General features: G+C 74.7%; 10 protein-coding genes. All 10 read right to left on the reverse strand.

Annotation, left to right across the window (positions count from 1 at the left end):
• Nucleotides 1-153 precede the first annotated feature (153 nt).
• From Pflav_RS07280 to Pflav_RS47220, 10 genes are read right to left on the reverse strand one after another with little or no spacing between them, the layout of a single operon-like run.
• Nucleotides 154-2,478 carry a lantibiotic dehydratase gene (locus Pflav_RS07280; RefSeq protein ID WP_173034728.1) on the reverse strand — a complete coding sequence of 775 codons (2,325 nt, stop codon included), beginning with the start codon at nt 2,476-2,478 and terminating at the stop codon, nt 154-156.
• Between the two features lie 23 nt (nt 2,479-2,501).
• On the reverse strand, nt 2,502-2,990 hold the full coding sequence (locus Pflav_RS47200; RefSeq protein WP_173034730.1) for a TauD/TfdA family dioxygenase: 489 nt from the start codon (nt 2,988-2,990) through the stop codon (nt 2,502-2,504).
• Complete coding sequence (locus tag Pflav_RS47205; RefSeq protein WP_173034732.1) at nt 2,891-3,289, reverse strand: TauD/TfdA family dioxygenase; 399 nt, start codon at nt 3,287-3,289, stop codon at nt 2,891-2,893. The genes Pflav_RS47200 and Pflav_RS47205 overlap by 100 nt, the downstream gene beginning before the upstream one ends.
• Nucleotides 3,286-3,423 carry a hypothetical protein gene (locus Pflav_RS07295; RefSeq protein WP_173034734.1) on the reverse strand — a complete coding sequence of 46 codons (138 nt, stop codon included), beginning with the start codon at nt 3,421-3,423 and terminating at the stop codon, nt 3,286-3,288. The genes Pflav_RS47205 and Pflav_RS07295 overlap by 4 nt, the downstream gene beginning before the upstream one ends.
• Nucleotides 3,420-4,712 (reverse strand): MFS transporter, encoded by a 1,293-nt coding sequence (locus Pflav_RS07300; RefSeq protein WP_173034736.1) that lies wholly within the window; start codon nt 4,710-4,712, stop codon nt 3,420-3,422. Before Pflav_RS07300 ends, Pflav_RS07295 begins: the two co-directional genes overlap by 4 nt.
• On the reverse strand, nt 4,696-8,682 hold the full coding sequence (locus Pflav_RS07305) for a non-ribosomal peptide synthetase (protein WP_173034738.1): 3,987 nt from the start codon (nt 8,680-8,682) through the stop codon (nt 4,696-4,698). Before Pflav_RS07305 ends, Pflav_RS07300 begins: the two co-directional genes overlap by 17 nt.
• Nucleotides 8,679-11,018 (reverse strand): non-ribosomal peptide synthetase, encoded by a 2,340-nt coding sequence (locus tag Pflav_RS47210; protein ID WP_173034740.1) that lies wholly within the window; start codon nt 11,016-11,018, stop codon nt 8,679-8,681. The genes Pflav_RS07305 and Pflav_RS47210 overlap by 4 nt, the downstream gene beginning before the upstream one ends.
• The gene (locus Pflav_RS47215; protein ID WP_173034742.1) at nt 10,958-13,126 is read right to left on the reverse strand and encodes a condensation domain-containing protein; all 2,169 of its coding nucleotides are present in this window, start codon (nt 13,124-13,126) and stop codon (nt 10,958-10,960) included. The genes Pflav_RS47210 and Pflav_RS47215 overlap by 61 nt, the downstream gene beginning before the upstream one ends.
• Nucleotides 13,081-17,448 carry a non-ribosomal peptide synthetase gene (locus Pflav_RS07320; RefSeq protein ID WP_173034744.1) on the reverse strand — a complete coding sequence of 1,456 codons (4,368 nt, stop codon included), beginning with the start codon at nt 17,446-17,448 and terminating at the stop codon, nt 13,081-13,083. The genes Pflav_RS47215 and Pflav_RS07320 overlap by 46 nt, the downstream gene beginning before the upstream one ends.
• Nucleotides 17,355-18,206, reverse strand: coding sequence for a condensation domain-containing protein (locus tag Pflav_RS47220; protein WP_173034745.1), 852 nt, complete (start codon nt 18,204-18,206; stop codon nt 17,355-17,357). Before Pflav_RS47220 ends, Pflav_RS07320 begins: the two co-directional genes overlap by 94 nt.
• Nucleotide 18,207 lies beyond the last annotated feature (1 nt).

The raw sequence follows: 18,207 nt of genomic DNA on the forward strand, positions 1-18,207 counted from the left end.
CGTGTGTAATTGCACCAAGGTAACCCGGGCCTGTATCGGTACCCGAACGGTGAACGTCACCGACTCCAAGGGCGGCACCTGGCCGGACGAGGACTGGTTCGCCGTCAACGCCCCGCACCGCCGGCGAGGCGCGCGGCGGCTACGGCGGCGGGCTCACGATCCGGCCCGGGCGGAGATCGGGTCGCGCATCTGCACCCGCAGCTCGGAGGTGTAGCGGCGCCCGTCGGCGTCGGTGAGCCACGCATGGTCCGAGTCGGGCAGCAGCTCCGTGACAGCCAACCCGGTCTCCGGGCCGCCGGTCTTCTGGGCGGCGGTCATCATCGCGCAGAGCACCCTCGCGTACAGCGGGCTGGTTAGGTCGAAGTAGCAGGGCTTGACCTCGGTGTCGACGCGGACGAAGACCCGCTCCGGCAGGCCCAGCTCGCGCCGCCAGCGGCGCACCGCCAGATAGCGCTCCCGCTCGCCGGTGGCACCGGCCAGGCCGGTCTGCCCGACCGTACTGCGCCAGGTCTCGCGGGCGATCACCAGCCCGTCCACCGAGATCCGGGGCGTGTGCGGGCCGAGGCTGGCCAGCTTCCACGCGTCGAAGGCGTGCAGCCAGAGCAGGCCGGTGAACATCTCGATCAGAGGCCAGGACCGCCCGTCCCGGTCCCGGGCGCGCAGCCCGCCCTGGCCTGGTACCACGGTCAGCGCTGTCACCGGCAGCAGCCGGCGCCGGTCGACACCGGGTGCCGGGGCGAAGCCGAGCTGCACGTCGTCGGGGCCGGTCAACCACTCGGCCTCGCGCGCGGTGAGCCGCGGCCAGCTGTCCGGCGCGGCGAGCGCCACCCGGCTCGACGGCACGTCCCGCCCCATCGCCGCGATCATCCCGTCCGGGTCGGGATGGCCGACCGAGAAGAAGTGGGTGTCGAACGCGGCCAGGCCGATGTGCAGCTCGCCGAGCACGATCGTCACGTCACCGCGCTCGGCGGCCTCCTTCGACGACGCGCTGATGTGCAGGTCGGGGCTGTGGATCCGGGCCGCGGCCCAGCCCGGCGCGGTGGCCGGGAACGCGGCCGTTATCCGGTCGGTCAGCTCCGCGCGTGGCAGGTCGACCTGGCTGGTGGTATCAGGCACGGAGTCCAGGTCGAGGACCTCGGTCCACCGCCGCCGGAACTCCTCGATCACCGGCTCGGCGGGCCGGTCCCGGCCGACGAACGCGTCGACGGCCGGGTACCAGACCCGTTCGAACGGCACCTCGGCGACGCCGAGATCGGCCGCGACGTCCTGGTACAGCTCCTCCAGCCGGTCGGTGTACCGGCCGGCCAGCTCGCTGGTCAGCCATCGGGCGGACAGCAGCAGCGGCTCCAGCGGGGCCAGCTTGGCCAGCACCGCGTCGCCGATGGTCAGGTCGAGGTCGCGCACCGTCTCCAGGTGGCACAGGGTGCGGCCGGCCTGGGTCTGGCCGGCGTTGTGCCGCGGCGGCAGGCCGCTGATCTCGGTGAACTCGGCGTCCAGTGCGGTCATCGCCGCGGCCAGCGCTGCCGGGTCGCCCGCGGCGGCGATGTCGTCCCGGCGGGCGCACAGCCGGTCCAGGGCGGCCAGCGCCGGCTCGCGGGCGCCGGGGTCGCCGACCCCTTCGAGCAGCCGGCGCAGCGCCGCCTCGGCGGTGAGGTCCATCGGCAGGTCGGCGCCCCAGGTCAGCAACTCCCGCTGCACCAGGTGGTCGATCACGGCGGCGACGTCCGCGGGCTGCCGGATCCCGGGCGGGGCGTCGGCTAGTACCAGCCGGGTGACCTCCCGGGCGGACCGTATCCCGTCGCAGTGGCCGATCACCGCCGCCTCCGGCGCGGACAGCGGGATCGCGCCCAGGTACGGGTGCCGCACCGCCCGGTCGTCGAGGGTGAGCTGCGGCGCCAGGCCGACCGGGAGCCAGGGGCGGATCCGCGGGTCGGCGCTGAACGCGGCGGCGACGGCCGCCAGCGCCCAGCGCTCGAAGAAGACCCGGCGGTGCCGCTCCGAGCCCGGACCCGGCCGGCTGGTCAGCGGCGGCGCCTGCGGGTCCAGCTCGACCCAGCACAGTGGACCGAAGAAGCCCACCGTGTCGTTCTTGGCGCAGTACCGCTGCCAGTACTTGGCGACGATCTCCTCCCGGCTGCGGTGCCGGGAGTTGCGGGCGGCGCCCGGGCCGGCCCGGAGCAGCCCCTCGATCGCCACCAGCACGCCCGGGTTCTGCCAGATCACCGCCTGCTGGAAGCGCGGGTCGGCGGCGACCTCGTTGAGCGCCAGGCCGGTGTCGGCGACCGCCGCCGCGAACGCCGCGGTGAAGTCCTCGTCGGTCCCGGGCGCCCCGGAGGTCAGCAGCACGTCCGCCGCCTTGGCGCAGGCCGGCATGGAGAGCCTGTCGAGGCCGTCCACGCCGAACCCGGCGGACCGCAGCAGCCCCCACCGCCAGACCTGCCACCGCGTGCCCGGGATTGGGGCCAGGTGATCCGTCATCGTCACTCCTGTCGGTTCGGTCGTCAGGTCATCGCGACGAGGATGCGGCGCGACCCGGTGTACGCGTGCCGGCCGTGCATCACGAGCATGTTGTCGATCGCCAGCACGTCGCCGGGTTGCCAGTCGAACGCGCTCTCCCCGCGCCGGGCGGTCTCGCGGACGTTCGCGAGGTCCTCCGGCGGGATCGGGCTGCCGTCGCCGTACGTCGCCGACTGCGGCAGCTCGTCCTCGGACTCGGCCATGGCCAGCAGCGCCTGGGCGGTGGCGTCCGGAAGGCTGGAGACGTGGAACTGCTCGGCCTGGTTGAACCAGACCTGGTCACCGGTGATCGGGTGGTTGCGGACCGCCGGGCGGACCTGCCGGATGCGCAGGTCGCCGTCGTCGGTCCAGCGGAACTCCGTGTCGCCGGCCTTCAGCAGCTGCTCGACAATGGCCCGGTCGTCGGTCTGGTACGTCTCCTGCCACGACTTGCCCGGGCCGTACCCGCCGTGCAGGGACTGCAGGTAGGCCACCCCCTCGACTCGAACCGCGACCGGACGCCCGGGTCGAGGTCGTCCAGCAGCGCCCGGCCGTCGGAGACCGGGGTGCTGCCGCCGGTCTGCGGCGCCACCAGGCAGCAGAAGAACAGCCGCCGCGGCCAGCGCGAGGCCTGGGAAAGCTCGTTGTGCAGCGAGATGTCGTACTCGGCCGGGTACTCGGTGGAGGTCCAAACTCCATCTTGGACATTCGTGCGCGGCGAGTTGCCGTGGTAGGCGTCGAAGGGATCGCCAAAGCAGGACACGACGTCGTGGAACTCGCCGGCGCTGGTCACCCGAGGCCGCGCAGCAGCACGGCCCCGGTGTCCAGCAGCCGCTCGTCGATGTGGTCGCGCAGCGCGGCCACCCGTTCGCGGCGGTCCGCCGGGTCGGCGGGGTATGGCTCTTTCAGTACGGCTATCTCGGTCATGCGGACGCCTGCACCGGGTCGGGGAGCTCCCTGAGCCGCGGCAGTGGCGAGACGGCCATGACCACGATCGGGATCAGCACGCCGATCGCGAAGACCAGCAGGATCGGCCGCAAGCCGACCGCCGCGCCGAGGAAGCCGGCCGCGAGCGCGCCGAGCGGGGCGAGCCCGAGTGACAGGCCGCGGAACGTGCCGACCACCCGGCCCTGCATGTCGTTGGGGGTCAGCACCTGGCGCAGCGAGGCCATGCCGACCTGCGCCATCGGGCCGGACATGCCGATCAGCAGTTGCGCGCCGGCCAGCAGCCCCACCATCAGCCAGGTCGGCCCGCCGGCGAGCGGGATGAGCAGGAACGCGCCGTTGCCGAACACGGTGGCCCAGAACGCCGACGGGCCGGGGCCGACCATCTTGAGCAGCTTGAGCGACAGCAGCGAGCCGACCACCGCGCCGACGCCCAGGAAGCCCAGGGTGACGCCGATGACCGTGGTCGACAGGCCGAGGTGCTCCTTGAGGTAGAAGACGTACAGCGACTGGATCCCGGCCGTGAACGTCATGTAGCAGGCGCTGGCGATCAGCAGCGGGCGGATCACCGGCTGGGTCCACACCCACTTGAGGCCGTCCCGGATCGCGGTGAACAGCTTCGGCGGCTTGCCGCCGCCGTGCGGCGGCGGCTCCGGCTTGCGGATCAGCGCGCTGGTGAGCGCGCCGACCAGGTACGAGACGGCGTCGATCAGCATGACGGTCGCCGCGGAGAAGAAGGCGATCAGCAGGCCGGCGATGCCGGGGCCGCTGACCTGCGCGACCGACTGGCTGATCTGGAACCGGGCGTTGCCCTCGGGCAGCTGCCTGGAGTCGACCAGCGAGGGCAGGAACGCCTGGTTGGACACCTCGAAGAAGACGCCGAGGATGCCGGCGACCAGCACGATGCCGTACAGCCAGTAGATGGTCAGCGAGTCGGCGAAGAACAGCAGCGGGATCAGTCCGATCGCGACGGCCCGCCCCAGGTCGGTGGCGATCATCGTGGGCCGGCGCCGCACCCGGTCGGCGAACACTCCGGCGAACAGGAACAGCACGAACGGGGCGCGGGCCAGCGCGCCGAGCACGCCCATCTGCTGAGCCGTCGCGTTGAGCAACTGCACGGCCACCAGCGGCATCGCCACGATGGTCACGTACGAGCCGAACACCGAAAGGCTCTGGCCACTCCACAGCTTGAGGAAGTCGCCGTTGCGCCACAGGCTCGGCGGTGCGTCGGGCTCCTTCGCGGGTGCTGCGACGTCAGTGGTCGAAACCATTGTCAGTCCACCTCCTGATCTGGTCGGCCATACCGGCCACGAGCGGTTCGTATACCGAGGTAAAGCGGGTTCCCGGGATCGGCGCGATGGCGAAGCGCCCGCTGACGACGGCGCGCCAGCCGAAGTCGTCGCCAGGGGTGATCTCGGGGTCCTCGGCCGGTTGCAGCAGCACGACGTCGCCGTCGTACGGCTCGTGCCGGTGGTGGCCGACCGCGTGGGCGGTCGACTTGAACACCCTGAGGTAGTGGCGGGCCTGGTCGAGGTCGGCCGTGTCCGGGCGCAGCCGGCGCTCGCGACCCGCGGCGGCCACCACGGCGGCCAGCCGCTCGTCGGTGGGCATGCTGCGCAGCTCGTCGAGGTCGACGCTCTCCAGGATGTCGACCCCGCCGGCGAGGGCGTGGATCATCAGGAACGTCTCGTCCTCCAGCGAGGAACGGACCACCGGCTCGTCCGCCGACGACCAGGTCGGGAAGACCAGCGGGACCTCCTCGCCCTCCGCCTTCAGCCGCCGGCCGATCTCCAGCGCGATGTTCCCACCGATGCAGAACCCACCCAGCAGGTACGGGCCGTGCGGCCGGACCTCCCGGATACGGCGGACGTAGTCGTCCACCATCTCCTCGAGTGTCCAATGTGGCTCTTCGCCCTGGACGAGGCCGCGGGCCGGGATCGTGTAGACCGGCTGGTCGTCGCCGAGCCGTTCGGACAGCGGCCGGTAGCGGAAGACCTGCCCGCCGAGCGCATGCGACAGGAACAACGGCGGCCGGTCGCCGGTGGTACGGAGCGCGACCAGCGGGCCGCCGGCGCCCATGTGCTCGGGCCGGCGCAGCTCGGCGCCGAGCAGGCGGATGGTCGGCGCGGTGAGGACCGTGGTCACCGGCACCTCCTGGCCAAGCTCCGCCCGGATCCGCACTGCCAGCCGCAGGGCGAGCAAGGAGTGCCCACCGAGGGCGAAGAAGTCGTCGTCGATGCCGACGACGGGCAGACCGAGCAGGCGTTGCCAGATGGTCGCCAGCCGGGCCTCCACCTGGTCGCGCGGCTGCCGGAACGGCGGGCGCGGCGACGCATCCGGCTCCGGCAGCGCCGCCCGATCCAGCTTGCCGGTACGGGTGACGGGCAGCGCGTCCAGCGGCTGGAACCGGGTGGGCACCAGCGCCGGCGGCAGCAGCCCGGTCAGGTGCTCGCGCAGCTCGTCGACGGTCGGCGGCTTCGCCGGGTCGGCGGCTACCACGTAGGCGACCAGGTCGGCTCCGGCGGGGCCGGGCCGGGCGACCACCGCCGTGGTCCGGACCGCCGGGTGGCTGGACAGGGCCGCCTCGACCTCGCCCGGCTCGATCCGGATCCCGCGGACCTTGACCTGGTCGTCGGAGCGGCCGAGGTACTCGATCTCACCGTTGTCCAGCCAGCGCGACCGGTCACCGGTGCGGTACAGCCGCTGCCCGGGCTGGCCGTACGGGTCGGGGCGGAACCGGTCGGCGGTCCAGCCGGGCCGGCCCAGGTAGCCCTGGGCGAGCTGGACGCCGGCGATGCACAGCTCGCCCGGGGTGCCCACCGGAGCCTGCCGGCCGAGCGGGTCCAGGACGTACAGGCGTGTGTTGGCGATCGGCGCCCCGATCGGCAGCGGCCGCTCGCCGGGCCGGCAGTGGTGCCAGCTCACGTCGACGGCGGCCTCGGTCGGGCCGTACAGGTTGTGCAGTTCGGTGCCGGGCAGCAGCTCCAGGACCCGGTCGGCGAGCCCAGGGGAGAGGGCTTCGCCCGAGCAGAAGATCCGGCGCAGCCCGCCCGCCCGGCCGACCGCCGCCACGTCCTCGACGAACGCCTCCAACATGGACGGTACGAAGTGGATGGTCGTGGCGCCGGACTCCTCGACCAGGCGGCCCAGGTAGTCGCTGTCACGGTGGCCGTCGGGCTCGGCGATGACGGTGGCGGCGCCGGCGGTCAGCGGCCAGCACAGCTCCCACACCGACACGTCGAAGCCGAACGGGGTCTTGTGCACGACCCGGTCGTCCGGTCCGAGCGGGAACTCCCGCTGCATCCACCGCAGCCGGTTGCCGATCGCGGCGTGGTCGACGACGACGCCCTTCGGCGTGCCGGTCGACCCGGACGTGTAGATCACGTAGGCCGGTGAGCGCCGCGGCGTCATCGGCCACACCGGCTTGTCCGGCCGGGCCGCGATCGCCGCCGCGTCGGTGTCCAGCAGCAGCTTGGCGCCGGGCACCAGGTCCTGCCACCGCGCCGTGGTGACGACCAGCCCGGCGCCGGCGCTCATCAGCTCCAGCCGGGCCTCCGGCAGTTCCGGGTCCAGCGGCAGGTACGCCGCACCGGCGGCGAGGATCGCGTGCACCGCGGTCAGCAGCTGCGGCCCGCGTTCGAGCAGCACGCCGACGGTCTGCCCGACCCGCACGCCGCGGGCGACCAGCTCGTGGGCCAGCCGGTTGACCTCGGCCACGAAGTCGCCGTAGCTGATCTCGGTGTGGCGCCAGACCAGGGCGGTGGCGGCCGGGGTGGCGGCGGCCTGGGCGGCCACCAGCTCCGGCACCGTCGCCCCGTCCGGCCACTGGGTCTCGGTGCTGTTCCAGCCCGCTTCCGGTGCCAGGCCGGCGGCGGTGAGCAGCCCGGCGCTCTCGCGCGGGTCGCCGTCCGGGTCGCCGGCCAGCGCGGCCAGCACCGCCTGGTACAGCGCGGCCAGCCGCTCGATCTGCTCGGCCGGGAACTCCAGCCGGTTGTAGGTCAGCCGCAGCCCGAGGCCGCCGGACCGGGTGCGGGAGAACCCGGCCGCGAACGGCAGGTTGGTCTGCTCGAAGAAGTCCTGCTCGACGATCTCGATCCGGCCGTCGCCGGGCAGCGCGTCGTACACGTGGAAGTCGCGGTAGTCGAAGAGGGTCTCGAACAGCCCGGACCGCCCGGCCACCCGCTGGATCTCGAACAGCGGGAACGCCCGGTGGTCGAGGATCGCCAGCTCCGCGTCGAACGTCGCGCGGACCAGCTCCCGCCAGGTCGGCTGGTCGACCCGTACCCGCACCGGCACCGAGTTGAGAAACAGGCCGAGCACCTGTTCGGCGGCCTCGTGCTCGGGCCGGCCGTGGGTGACCAGCCCGGTGGTGACGTCGACGGTCCCGCTGACCAGGCCGAGCGCGCGCAGGTGGGCGGCGAGCAGGATGGTACGGGTCGGCACCCGCAGCTGCCGGGCCAGCGCCGCCACCTGCCGCACGGCCGCCTCGCCGACGGCGATCTCGACGGTGGCGGTGTCCTCGCCCTGCCCGGTCGGGTGGCCGGGCTGGCGGGGCAGCAGCGCCGGCTCGCCGTCGGCGGTGGCCGCCTCCCAGAACGCGGCCATCTCGGGCCCGGCGACCGCGGCCCGCTCGGCCGCGACGAAGTCCCGGAAGGTGACCGGCACCGAGGTCGCCGGCAGCGCCGTGCCGTCCAGGTGGGCGGCGTACCGCTGTAGCAGCTCGGTGGCGAGGGTGGCCACGCTCCAGCCGTCGAGGATCGCGTGGTGGAAGCTGAGCGTCAGCGCGACCTGGCCCGCCGGTAGCCGGTGCGCGAAGACCCGCAGCAGCGGCGGCGTCGACCAGTCGATCTGTTGCCGCTTCTCCTCCTCGCGCCAGGCCAGCAGCCGCTCCCGGCTCTCGCTCGGCCGGTACCCGGTCAGGTCGAACTCGGTCAGCGGCACCGTCACCGCCCGGTGCACCAGTTGCAGCGGCTCGGAAAAGTCCTTGAGGTTGAACGAGGTGCGCAGCACCGGGTGGCGGCTGGCGACCTCGGCCAGGGCGGCCCGCAGCGCCGGCCCGTCGTACCGGGTCCGGAGCGTCATCGTGTACAGGTCGTGGTAGGTGGCCGAGTCGGCCTGCAACTCGCTGTGATACAGCATGCCGGTCTGTAGGGCCGTGAGCGGGTACGCGTCCTCGGGCAGGTTGCCGTCCGCGGCCGGCGGCCGCTCGGTGCTGCCCGGGGGTGGCGCTGTCGTGGTCATGCTGCGTTACCTCCGAATAGGCGGGTCATGATCGCCAGGTCGGCGCCGTCGACCAGTGCATAGGTGCCCGGTCGCGCGTCTGCCCGCGCCGGCTGGGCCGGGTCGCCGCCGCTGGTGGCCAGGGCGCCGGCCAGTCCCCGCACGGTGGGGTGCCGGTACAGGTCGCTGATCGCGGCCGGCAGGCCGGCTGCCCGGAGCCGGGCGATCACCTTCAGGCTGCGGATGGAGTCGCCGCCGAGGGCGAAGAAGTCGTCCTCGACGCTCACCGTCGCGGCGCCGAGCACAGCGCCCCAGACCTCGGCGACCGCCCGCTCGGTGTCGGTGCTCGCCGGTACGTGCGCCGCGCCCGCGCGCGGGTCGGGCGCCGGCAGCGCGGCCCGGTCCAGCTTGCCGTTGGCGGTCAGCGGCAGCTCTTCCAGCGGTACGTACACCGCCGGCACCAGATGCTCGGGCAGCTGGCCGCGCAGCCGCTGGGCCAGTGCCGGGCCGTCCACCGTGCCGCCCTTTTCCGGCACGACGTAGGCGACCAGGCTCCGGCTGCCGTCCCGGGCCGCCGGCGCGAGCACCACGGCGGAGTGGACGGCCGCGTCCGCGGCGAGCGCGGCCTCGATCTCGCCCGGCTCGATCCGGAAGCCGCGCACCTTGACCTGGTGGTCGAGGCGGCCCAGGTAGTCGAGCTCGCCCTCGGGCAGCCAGCGGGCCAGGTCGCCGGTGCGGTACAGCCGGGCACCCGGCGGGCCGTGCGGGTCGGGTACGAACCGCTCGGCGGTCAGCGCCGCCCGCCCCAGGTAGCCGCGGGCTAGCTGGACCCCGCCGATGCACAGCTCGCCGGGCGAGCCGACCGGCACCCGCTGCCCGGTGGCGTCGAGCACCTCGATCCGGGTGTTGGCGACCGGTCGCCCGATCGGCACCGCCGCCTCGCCGGCCAGGCAGGCGTGGTAGGTCACGTCGACGGCGGCCTCGGTCGGCCCGTACAGGTTGTGCAGCCCGAGCCCGGGCAGGGCGTCCAGGACGCGGGCCGCCAGGGCCGGGGCGAGCGCCTCGCCGGAGCAGAACATCAGCCGCAGGCTCGCCAGCCGCGCCGCCAGGTCCGGCTCCTCCATCACGGCGTCCAACATGGACGGTACGAAGTGGACGACGGTGACCCGCTGCTCGCCGGCGAGCCGGAGCAGGCGGTCCGGCGACCGCTGGTCACCGGGGTCGGCGACCACCATGGCGGCGCCGGTCAGCAGCGGCCAGCACAGCTCCCACACGGACACGTCGAAGCTGGCCGGCGTCTTGTGCAGCACCCGGTCGTCCGGCCCGATCGGGTAGGTGTCCTGCATCCAGGCCAGCCTGTTGGCGATGGCCCGGTGCGAGACCCCGACGCCCTTGGGGCGCCCGGTGGAGCCGGAGGTGTAGATGACGTACGCCAGCGAGTCCGGGTGGATCACCAGCTCTGGTGCGGTGTCCGGCCGCGCCGCGATCGCCTCAGCCTCGGTGTCCAGGTGCACGGCGGTGGTGCCGGGCACCCGTACGGCCAGCGCGGCCGCGGTGACCACGGTGGTCGCGCCGGCGTCGGCCGCCATCAGCGCCAGCCGCTCCGGCGGGTAGTCCGGGTCGAGCGGCAGGTACGCCGCGCCGGCCGCCTGGATGGCGTGCAGCGCGACCACGAAGTCGATGCCGCGGGGCAGGCAGATGCCGACCACGCCGTCCGGCCGCACGCCGGCCTCGCGCAGGTGGTGGGCCAGGCGGTGCACCCGGGCCAGCAGCCCGGCGTAGGTGAGCCGGCCGGTACTCGCGACGAGCGCGTCCCGGTCCGGGGTGCGCGCCGCCTGCGCGGCGAGCCGCTCCGGCACGGTCCAGGCCGGCGGCGGCGCCTGGGTGGCGTTCCACCGCTCGATCCGGGCGACGTCGGGTGCGAGGTAGCCGGTGGCCGGGCGGGGATCGGCCCTCACGTCGCCGGCGATGGCGGCCAGCACCCGCAGGTGCAGGTCGCTGATCCGCGCGGCCTCCGCGGCGGTGAACTGGTCGCTGTCGTAGCGGACCTGGAGGGTGAGCGTGTCGCCGGCGCCGCGGATCAGGTTGACCGCGAACGGCACGTCGATCTGCTCGAAGAACCGGTACCCGGTCACCCGCAGCCGGTCGGCCGACGGCAGCGCCCGGTACACGTGGAAGTCGCGGTAGTCGAACAGCGTGTCGAAGACCGGGCCGCCACCGGCCAGCCGGTGGATGTCGACAAGCGGGAAGGCGCGGTGCGGGATCGCCGCCACCTCGGCCTCGTACACGCCGCGGATCAGCTCCGACCAACTGGGCCGGTCCACCCGTACCCGGATCGGGATGGTGTTGAGGAACATGCCCAGCACCCGCTCGCCGGCCTCGTGCCGGGGCGGCTGGAGGTGACCACCCCGGTGACCACGTCCGGGTCGCCGGTCAGCAGCGCGGTGGCCCGCAGGTGCGCGGCGAGCAGCACCGTGCGCAGCGGCACCCGGCTGGTGCGGGCGGCCTGGCCCAGGGCGGCGGCCACGCCGGCGTCCACCTCGGTGCGCAGGACGCCGACGGCGCCGACGATCCCGATGCCGGCGCCGTCGGCCGGCGCGAGGCGGGGGAGCCGGCCGCCCGGCGCGTCGGTGACGACCTCCCGCCAGAACCCCTCGGACTCCGCCGACGAGCGGCGGGCCAACTCCTCGGCCACGAAGTCCCGGTACGCCGGCACGGGCGCGGCACCGGCCGGCTCGCTCCCACCCGCGTACCCGCGCAGCAGTTCGGTCGCCAGCGTGGCGACGCTCCAGCCGTCGAGGATCGCGTGGTGGAAGCTGAGCGTGAGCGCCTGCTCGTCGTCTGGCAGGCGGTGCAGGAAGACCCGCAGCAGCGGCGCCGCCGCCGGGTCGAACCGGTGGCGCTTCTCGGACTCCTCGAACGCGGCCAGCGCCGCCGTGGCGTCCGCCGCCGCCCGATGGTCCACTTCGGACACCGTGACGGTCGCTTCGGCGTGTACCACCTGTACCGGCTCGTCGAAGTCGCCCACGTGCAGCGAGGTACGCAGGATCGGGTGGACGGCGGCCGCGCGGGCCAGCGCCCGCGCCAGGACGTCCGGCCGGTAGGCGGCGCCGGCCAGCCGCAGCGTGAACACGTCGTGGTAGGTGGCGCCGGAGCCGTCGAGTTCGTTGGCGAACAACATGCCGGTCTGGAGCGCGGTCAGCGGGTAGGCGTCCACAGCGGACGGCCACCGGGACCGCACCGCGTCGGCGACCGCCGAACCCAGCAGGTCGAACGGGACGGCCGGCGCGGTGTCGGCGGCCGGCCCCTCGGCCAGCGCGGCGGCCAGCTCCCGCACCGTCTGGTGCTCGAACAGCTGCGCCAGCTCCAGCCGGTAGCCGGCGTCGCGGAGCCGGGCGACCACCTTCAGCGCGCGGATCGAGTCGCCGCCGGCGCCGAAGAAGTCGTCCGCGGCACCGACCCGCTCCAGCCCGAGCACCGACTCCCAGACGCCGGCGACGGCGCGTTCGGCGGCCGTGGCAGGTGCCACGAACTGCGTGCCGGACTCGTCCGGGCCGGTATCGAGGACCGGCACCGACGGCAGCGCCGCACGGTCGAGCTTGCCGCTCGAGGTCAGCGGCAGCTCGGCGACCGCGTGCAGCACGGCCGGCACCAGGTGGGCGGGGAGCTGGCGGGCCAAGTGCTCGCGCAGCGCGCCGGGCGCGGGCGGATCGTCCGGGTCGGCCGGCACGACGTACCCGGCCAGGGTGTGGCCGGCGCCGGCGGCGAGCACGGTGACCGCGGCGGCCCGTACCGCCGGATGCCCGAGCAGCGCGGTCTCGATCTCGCCGGGCTCCACCCGCATGCCGCGGATCTTGACCTGGTCGTCGAGGCGGCCGTGGTACTCCAGCTCCCCGTCCGGCAGCCACCGGGCCAGGTCGCCGGTGCGGTAGAGCCGGCTGCCGGGTGGGCCGTACGGATCGGGGACGAACCGTTCAGCGGTCAGCGCCGGCCGCTTCAGGTACCCGTTGGCGAGCTGGACGCCGGCGATGCACAGCTCGCCGGGGACACCGATCGGCGCCGGCCGGCCGTGCTGGTCGAGCACCCGCAGCTCGGTGTTGGTGATCGGCGCGCCGATCGGCACCCGGGGCTCGCCCGGCCGGCAGGCGTGCCAGGAGACGTCCACCGCGGCCTCGGTCGGCCCGTACAGGTTGTGCAGCCCGGCGTGCGGCAGGGCGGCCTGGCACCGGTCGGCCAGCGCGGGGGAGAGCGCCTCCCCGGAGCAGACGACCCGGCGCAGGGCCGGCAGCCGCTCGGCGAGTCCGGGCTCGTCCAGAAAGCTGTCCAACATGGAGGGTACGAAGTGGACGGTGGTGACCCGCTCGTCGGCGAGCAGGCCGGCGAGGTAGCCGGGGTCGCGGTGCCCGCCCGGTTCGGCGATCACCAGGGCGGCGCCGATCCGCAGCGGCCAGAACAGCTCCCACACCGACACGTCGAAGCCGGCCGGGTCTTGTGCAGTACCCGGTCCTCGCCGGGCCGCAGCGGGAAGGTCCGCTGCATCCAGGCCAGCCGGTTGGCGATCGCGCCGTGCGAGACGACCACGCCCTTCGGTGCGCCGGTGGAGCCGGAGGTGTAGATGACGTACGCCGGGGAGGCCGGGTGGACCGGCTCCGGGTCGACGTCGGGCGCCTCCGGCAGCTGCGCGCCGGCCAGCAGCGGGTCGACACCGGTACCGGCCAGCCGATCGGCGAGCGCGGCGGTGGTCACCACCATGCGGACCTCGGAGTCGCGGCACTGGAAGGCGAGCCGGGCGGCCGGGTGTTCGGGGTCCAGCGGCAGGTACGCCGCGCCCGCGGCCTGGATCGCGTGCACCGCGGTGACCAGCTCCGGGCCGCGTTCGAGCAGCACGGCCACCACGTCACCGGGGCGGGTGCCCCGGGCCCGCAGGGCGGCGGCCAGTCGGCGCACCCCGGCGGCGAAGTCGCGGTAGCTGGTCGGCTGTCCACGCCAGACCAGCGCGGGGGCGTCCGGGTGCGCCCGCGCCGCCGCCGCGACACCGGCCGGCACCGGGACGAACGGCTCCGGCGCGGCGGTGTCGTTCCACCGGTCGACCAGGGCCAGGTCCGCGCCGCCGGCCATGTCCAGCCGCGACACCGGCGTGTCCGGGTCGGCCAGCGCGGCCTCCAGCACGGCGGTGTAGTGCCCGGCCAGCCGCCGCATCGACGCCTCGTCGAACAGGTCGGTGCGGTACTCGACCGCGCCGCTGAGCCCGTCCGGCTGCCGCCACACGTACAGGGAGAGGTCGAACTTGGCGGTCGGGGTGCCGAACGGGCGCCAGGCCAGCTCGATGCCGTCCGAGCGCACCGCGGCCCGCTCGGTGTCCTCGACCGTGAACAGCGTCTGCACCAGCGGGGTGCCGCCCAGGTCGCGGCGCGGCCGCAGCTCCTCGACCAGGGCCTCGAACGGCACGTCCTGGTGGGCCAGCGCGTCCAGCGTGACCGAGCGGGCCCGGCGGACCAGCTCGCGGAAGCTGGGCTCGCCGGCGAGGTCGGCGCGCAGCACGAGTGTGTTGAGGAAGAAGCCGAGCAGCGACTGCACCTCCGGCCCGGAACGGGTGGAGACCGGGGTGCCGACGGCCAGGTCGCTCTGGCCGGTGTACCGGTGCAGCACGGTCAGGTAGCCGGCCAGAAGCACCATGAACAGCGACGCGTTCTCGTCGACGCCGAAGGAGCGCAGCCGGTCGGCGGTCGCCGCCGGCACCTTGAAGGGGGCGAGCGCGCCGGCGGTGCCGCGGCGGGCCGGGCGGGGCCGGTCCGCCGGCACCGTCAGCTGCTCCGGCAGCCCGGCGAGCCGCTCCCGCCAGTACCGCAGCTGAGTCTCGCCCAGCTCCCCGGCGACCACCCGGTGCTGCCAGGCGGCGTAGTCGGCGTACTGGACCGGCAGCGCGGGCAGCGCCGCGGGCCGGCCGGCCCGCAGGGCGGCGTAGTGCTCGCCCAGCTCCCGGGCGAACAGGTCGGCCGACCAGGCGTCGTTGGCCACGTGGTGCACGGCGACCAGCAGCTGGTGCCGGCCGCCGGTCAGGCGCAGCAGCAGGGCCCGCAGCGGCGGCTCGACGGCGAGGTCGAAGCGCCGGTCCGCGTGCTCGCGCAGCAGGCCCTCGGCGTCGTCCGGCTCGGTCACCACCGTGAACGGCAGCTCCGCCTCGTCGCGGACGACCTGCCACAGTTCGCCGTCGCGGTCGACGAACTGGGTGCGTAGCAGCTCGTGCCGTTCGACGATCGCGGTCAGCGCGCGGCGCAGCAGCTCGACGTCGAGCGCGCCGTCGATCTCCAGGTACAGGCTGGTGTTGTAGACGGCGGCGCCGGTCTCCAACTGGTCCAGGAACCACAGCCGGCGCTGGCCGTACGAGGCCGGCAGCGGCGCGTCCCGCGGCACCGGCGTGATGGCCGGCAGCGTCAGCGCCTTGCGGCGGCGCTGCGCGACCTTCGCCGCGAGGCCGGCCACCGTCGGCTCCTCGAACACCGCGCGGACCGGCAGGGCGACGCCGAGGGCGGCCCGCAGCCGGGACACCAGCTGGATGGCCAGCAGCGAGTGCCCGCCGAGGGCGAAGAAACCGTCGTGGCGGCCGATCGGCCCGTGGCCGAGCAGCGCGGTGAACAGCCCGGCGATCAGCTCCTCGGTGTCACCCACCGGCGCCTGCGTCGCGGGTCCGGCGCCGGCGCCGGCGGCGGTGCTGTCGGGGTCGGGGAGCCGGGCGTGGTCGACCTTGCCGTGCGCGGCGCGCGGCAGCTCGTCAAGTGCGACGAACGCCGCCGGGACCATGTGGTCGGGCAGCAACGCGGCGGCGAACGCCGGTAGGTCCACAGTAGAGCCGACGACGTAGGCGACCAGGCCCTGCGGGCGGGCGACGACGGCGCAGTCGACCACCCCGGGCGCCGCGGCGATAACCTGCCGCACCTCGCCCGGCTCGACCCGGTAGCCACGGATCTTGACCTGGTCGTCGAGCCGGCCCAGGAACTCCAGCTCGCCGCCGGGCAGCCGGCGGGCCCGGTCGCCGGTGCGGTACAGCCGGGCGCCTGGCTGCCCGCCGAACGGGTCCGGGCGGAACCGGTCGGCGGTCAGCGCCGGCCGGCCCAGGTAGCCCCGGCTGACCGTGGCCCCGCCGAGCCACAGCTCGCCGCAGACGGCGTCGGGTACCGGCTGGCCGTGCTCGTCCAGCACGTAGGCGGCGGCATGGGCCAGCGGCCGGCCCAGCGGCGTGGTGGTGCCCGCGTCGGCCGGGTCGGCGCCGGCGGCCAGGGCGACGGCGCCGACGGTGGTCTCGGTCGGGCCGTAGTGGTTGACGACCGCGCGTCCCTGCCGCAGGTCGCGGACCCACGCCCAGTCGGAGCCCTCGCCGCCGAGCACCAGGGTCCGCCGGGGCAGCAAGGCCGCCGGGTCGGGGCGGCCGGCCAGCAGCGCCCGCAGGTGCGACGGCGTGATCTTCATGAGGTCGACCCGGTGCCGGCGCAGGTAGTCGGCCAGCCCGTGCGGGTCGGTGGCCAGCTCGGTGACCAGGTGCAGGGTGCCGCCGGTCAGCAGCGCGCCGTAGAAAACGGTGGCGCCGAAGTCGAACACCAGCGACTGAAGCTGGGCGAAGGAGCGGCCGGGCGCGGTGTCCAGCAGCGGCCGGACCCCGTCGACGTACGCGGCCAGGTTGCGGTGCGCGACCCCGACGCCCTTGGGTTCCCCGGTCGACCCGGAGGTGTACGTGACGTACGCCAGCGCGTCTGGGTGCGGCCGACCCTCGGGCGCGTCCGGTGGCTGGGCGGCGATGCTGGCGGCGTCGCCGCGTAGGTCTACGGCGGGCAGGCCGTGTTCGTCGCGGCCCGATGCGGTCACCACGGCGACCGCGCCGGAGTCGGCGATCAGGCGGCGCAGCCGCTCGGGCGGGTTCTTCGGGTCCAGCGGCACGTACGCGGCGCCGGCCTTGAGCACCGCCAGCACCGCGACGGCCAGGTCGACGCCGCCGTCCACCAGCAGCGCCACCCGGGCGTCCGGCCGGATCGGCGCGACCCGCGCCAGGTGCCGGGCGAGCCGGTTGGCCCGCTCGTCCAGCGCCCGGTAGGTCAGCTGCTCGCCGGTGGCGTCGACGACAGCGGTCAGCTCGGGGTCGGCGGCCACCCGCTCGGCGAACATGTCGAGCACCGACGCGGGCGTGCCGGTCGCGACCGGGCCCGCCAGCAGCTGCCGCCGCTCGGCGGGGTCGAGCAGCGGCAGCCGGCCGATCGGGGTGTCGAGGTCGGCCAGGCCGGCCTCGAGCAGCCGCAGCAGCCGCTCGGTCAGGGCGGTCGCGGCCGCCTCGTCGAACATGTCCCGGCGGTACTCCAGCCGCCCGACGTAGCCGTCCGGCCGCTCGCCGAGGTCGACGAGCAGGTCCACCTTGGCGGTGCCGGTGCCGACGTCGTCGCTGACCACGCCGGGCAGCAGGTTGAACACCACCCGGTGCAGCGGCGACCCGCTGGCGTCGCGGTCCGGCGCCAGGGTCTTGACCAGGTGGTCGTACGGGACCTCCTGGTTGTCCAGCGCGTCGAGCACGGTGCCTCGGACCCGGTCGACAAGCTCGCCCAGCCCCGGGTCGCCGGCGCAGTCGACGCGCAGCACCAGCGTGTTGACGAACATGCCGATCAGCGGCGCCAGCTCCGGGCGGCCCCGGCCGGTGACCGGGGTGCCGATCAGCAGGTCGGTCTCGCCGGTGAGCCGGTGCAGCAGGGTGGCGAACCCGGCCAGCAGCACGGCGTACGGTGTGGCGCGGCGGGCCCGGGCCACCTCCCGCAGGCGGTGGCCGAGCGCGGGGGCAGCGCGAACATGACGTGCCCGCCGCGGTGCGGGCCGCCGTCGCGGTCGCGCCCGGCGCCCATCGCCGGCAGCCGTAGCGATGCGGGCAGGTCGGCGAGGACGCGTTGCCAGTACGCGATCTGGTCGTCGAGGTCGCCGCCAGCCATCCGCTCCCGCTGCCAGGCCGCGAAGTCGCCGTACTGTAGGGCCAGCTCCGGCAGGTCCGGTGTGGCACTACCGGCCCGCAGCGCCCGGTACGCCTCGCGCAGCTCGACGGTGAGGTTCTTCACCGAGGCGCCGTCGAAGACCGCGTGGTGCACGACGAACACCAGGTGGCAGTCGTCGTCGGAGACCTGGATCAGCCGGGCCCGCCACAGCGGGGCGCGGTCCAGCGGGATCGGCGCGGTGCCGTCGGCCGAGGCGAGCGCCGAGGCCTCCGCCCGGCGCCGGTCCACGGGCAGGCTACGCAGGTCGGTGTACCCGACCTCGACCGGCACCTCGGCGTGGACCAGCTGGGTGAGCTGGCCGTCGCGGGTGACCAGGCCGGTGCGCAGCGTCTCGTGCCGGGCGACGACCAGCTCGAGGGCGGCCCGGACCGCGGCGACGTCGACCGGGGCGCCCCGGGTGCCGAGTTCCACCCGGCACGGCAGGTTGTAGACGGCCAAGTCCGGTACCAGCTGGTTGAAGAACCACAGCCGCTCCTGAGCCGGCGACGCGGGCAGCGGGTAGGTGGCCGGGAGGGTCTCCACG

This window comes from Phytohabitans flavus (genome assembly GCF_011764545.1).
GTDB lineage: Bacteria > Actinomycetota > Actinomycetes > Mycobacteriales > Micromonosporaceae > Phytohabitans > Phytohabitans flavus.

Excerpts from the sequence above, each read along its gene's own strand:
- Pflav_RS07280 (WP_173034728.1), bottom strand. The coding sequence starts at position 2,478 with ATGACGGATCACCTGGCCCCAATCCCGGGCACGCGGTGGCAGGTCTGG.
- Pflav_RS07295 (WP_173034734.1), bottom strand. The coding sequence starts at position 3,423 with ATGACCGAGATAGCCGTACTGAAAGAGCCATACCCCGCCGACCCGGCG.
- Pflav_RS07300 (WP_173034736.1), bottom strand. The coding sequence starts at position 4,712 with ATGGTTTCGACCACTGACGTCGCAGCACCCGCGAAGGAGCCCGACGCA.
- Pflav_RS07305 (WP_173034738.1), bottom strand. The coding sequence starts at position 8,682 with ATGACCACGACAGCGCCACCCCCGGGCAGCACCGAGCGGCCGCCGGCC.
- Pflav_RS47210 (WP_173034740.1), bottom strand. The coding sequence starts at position 11,018 with ATGTTCCTCAACACCATCCCGATCCGGGTACGGGTGGACCGGCCCAGT.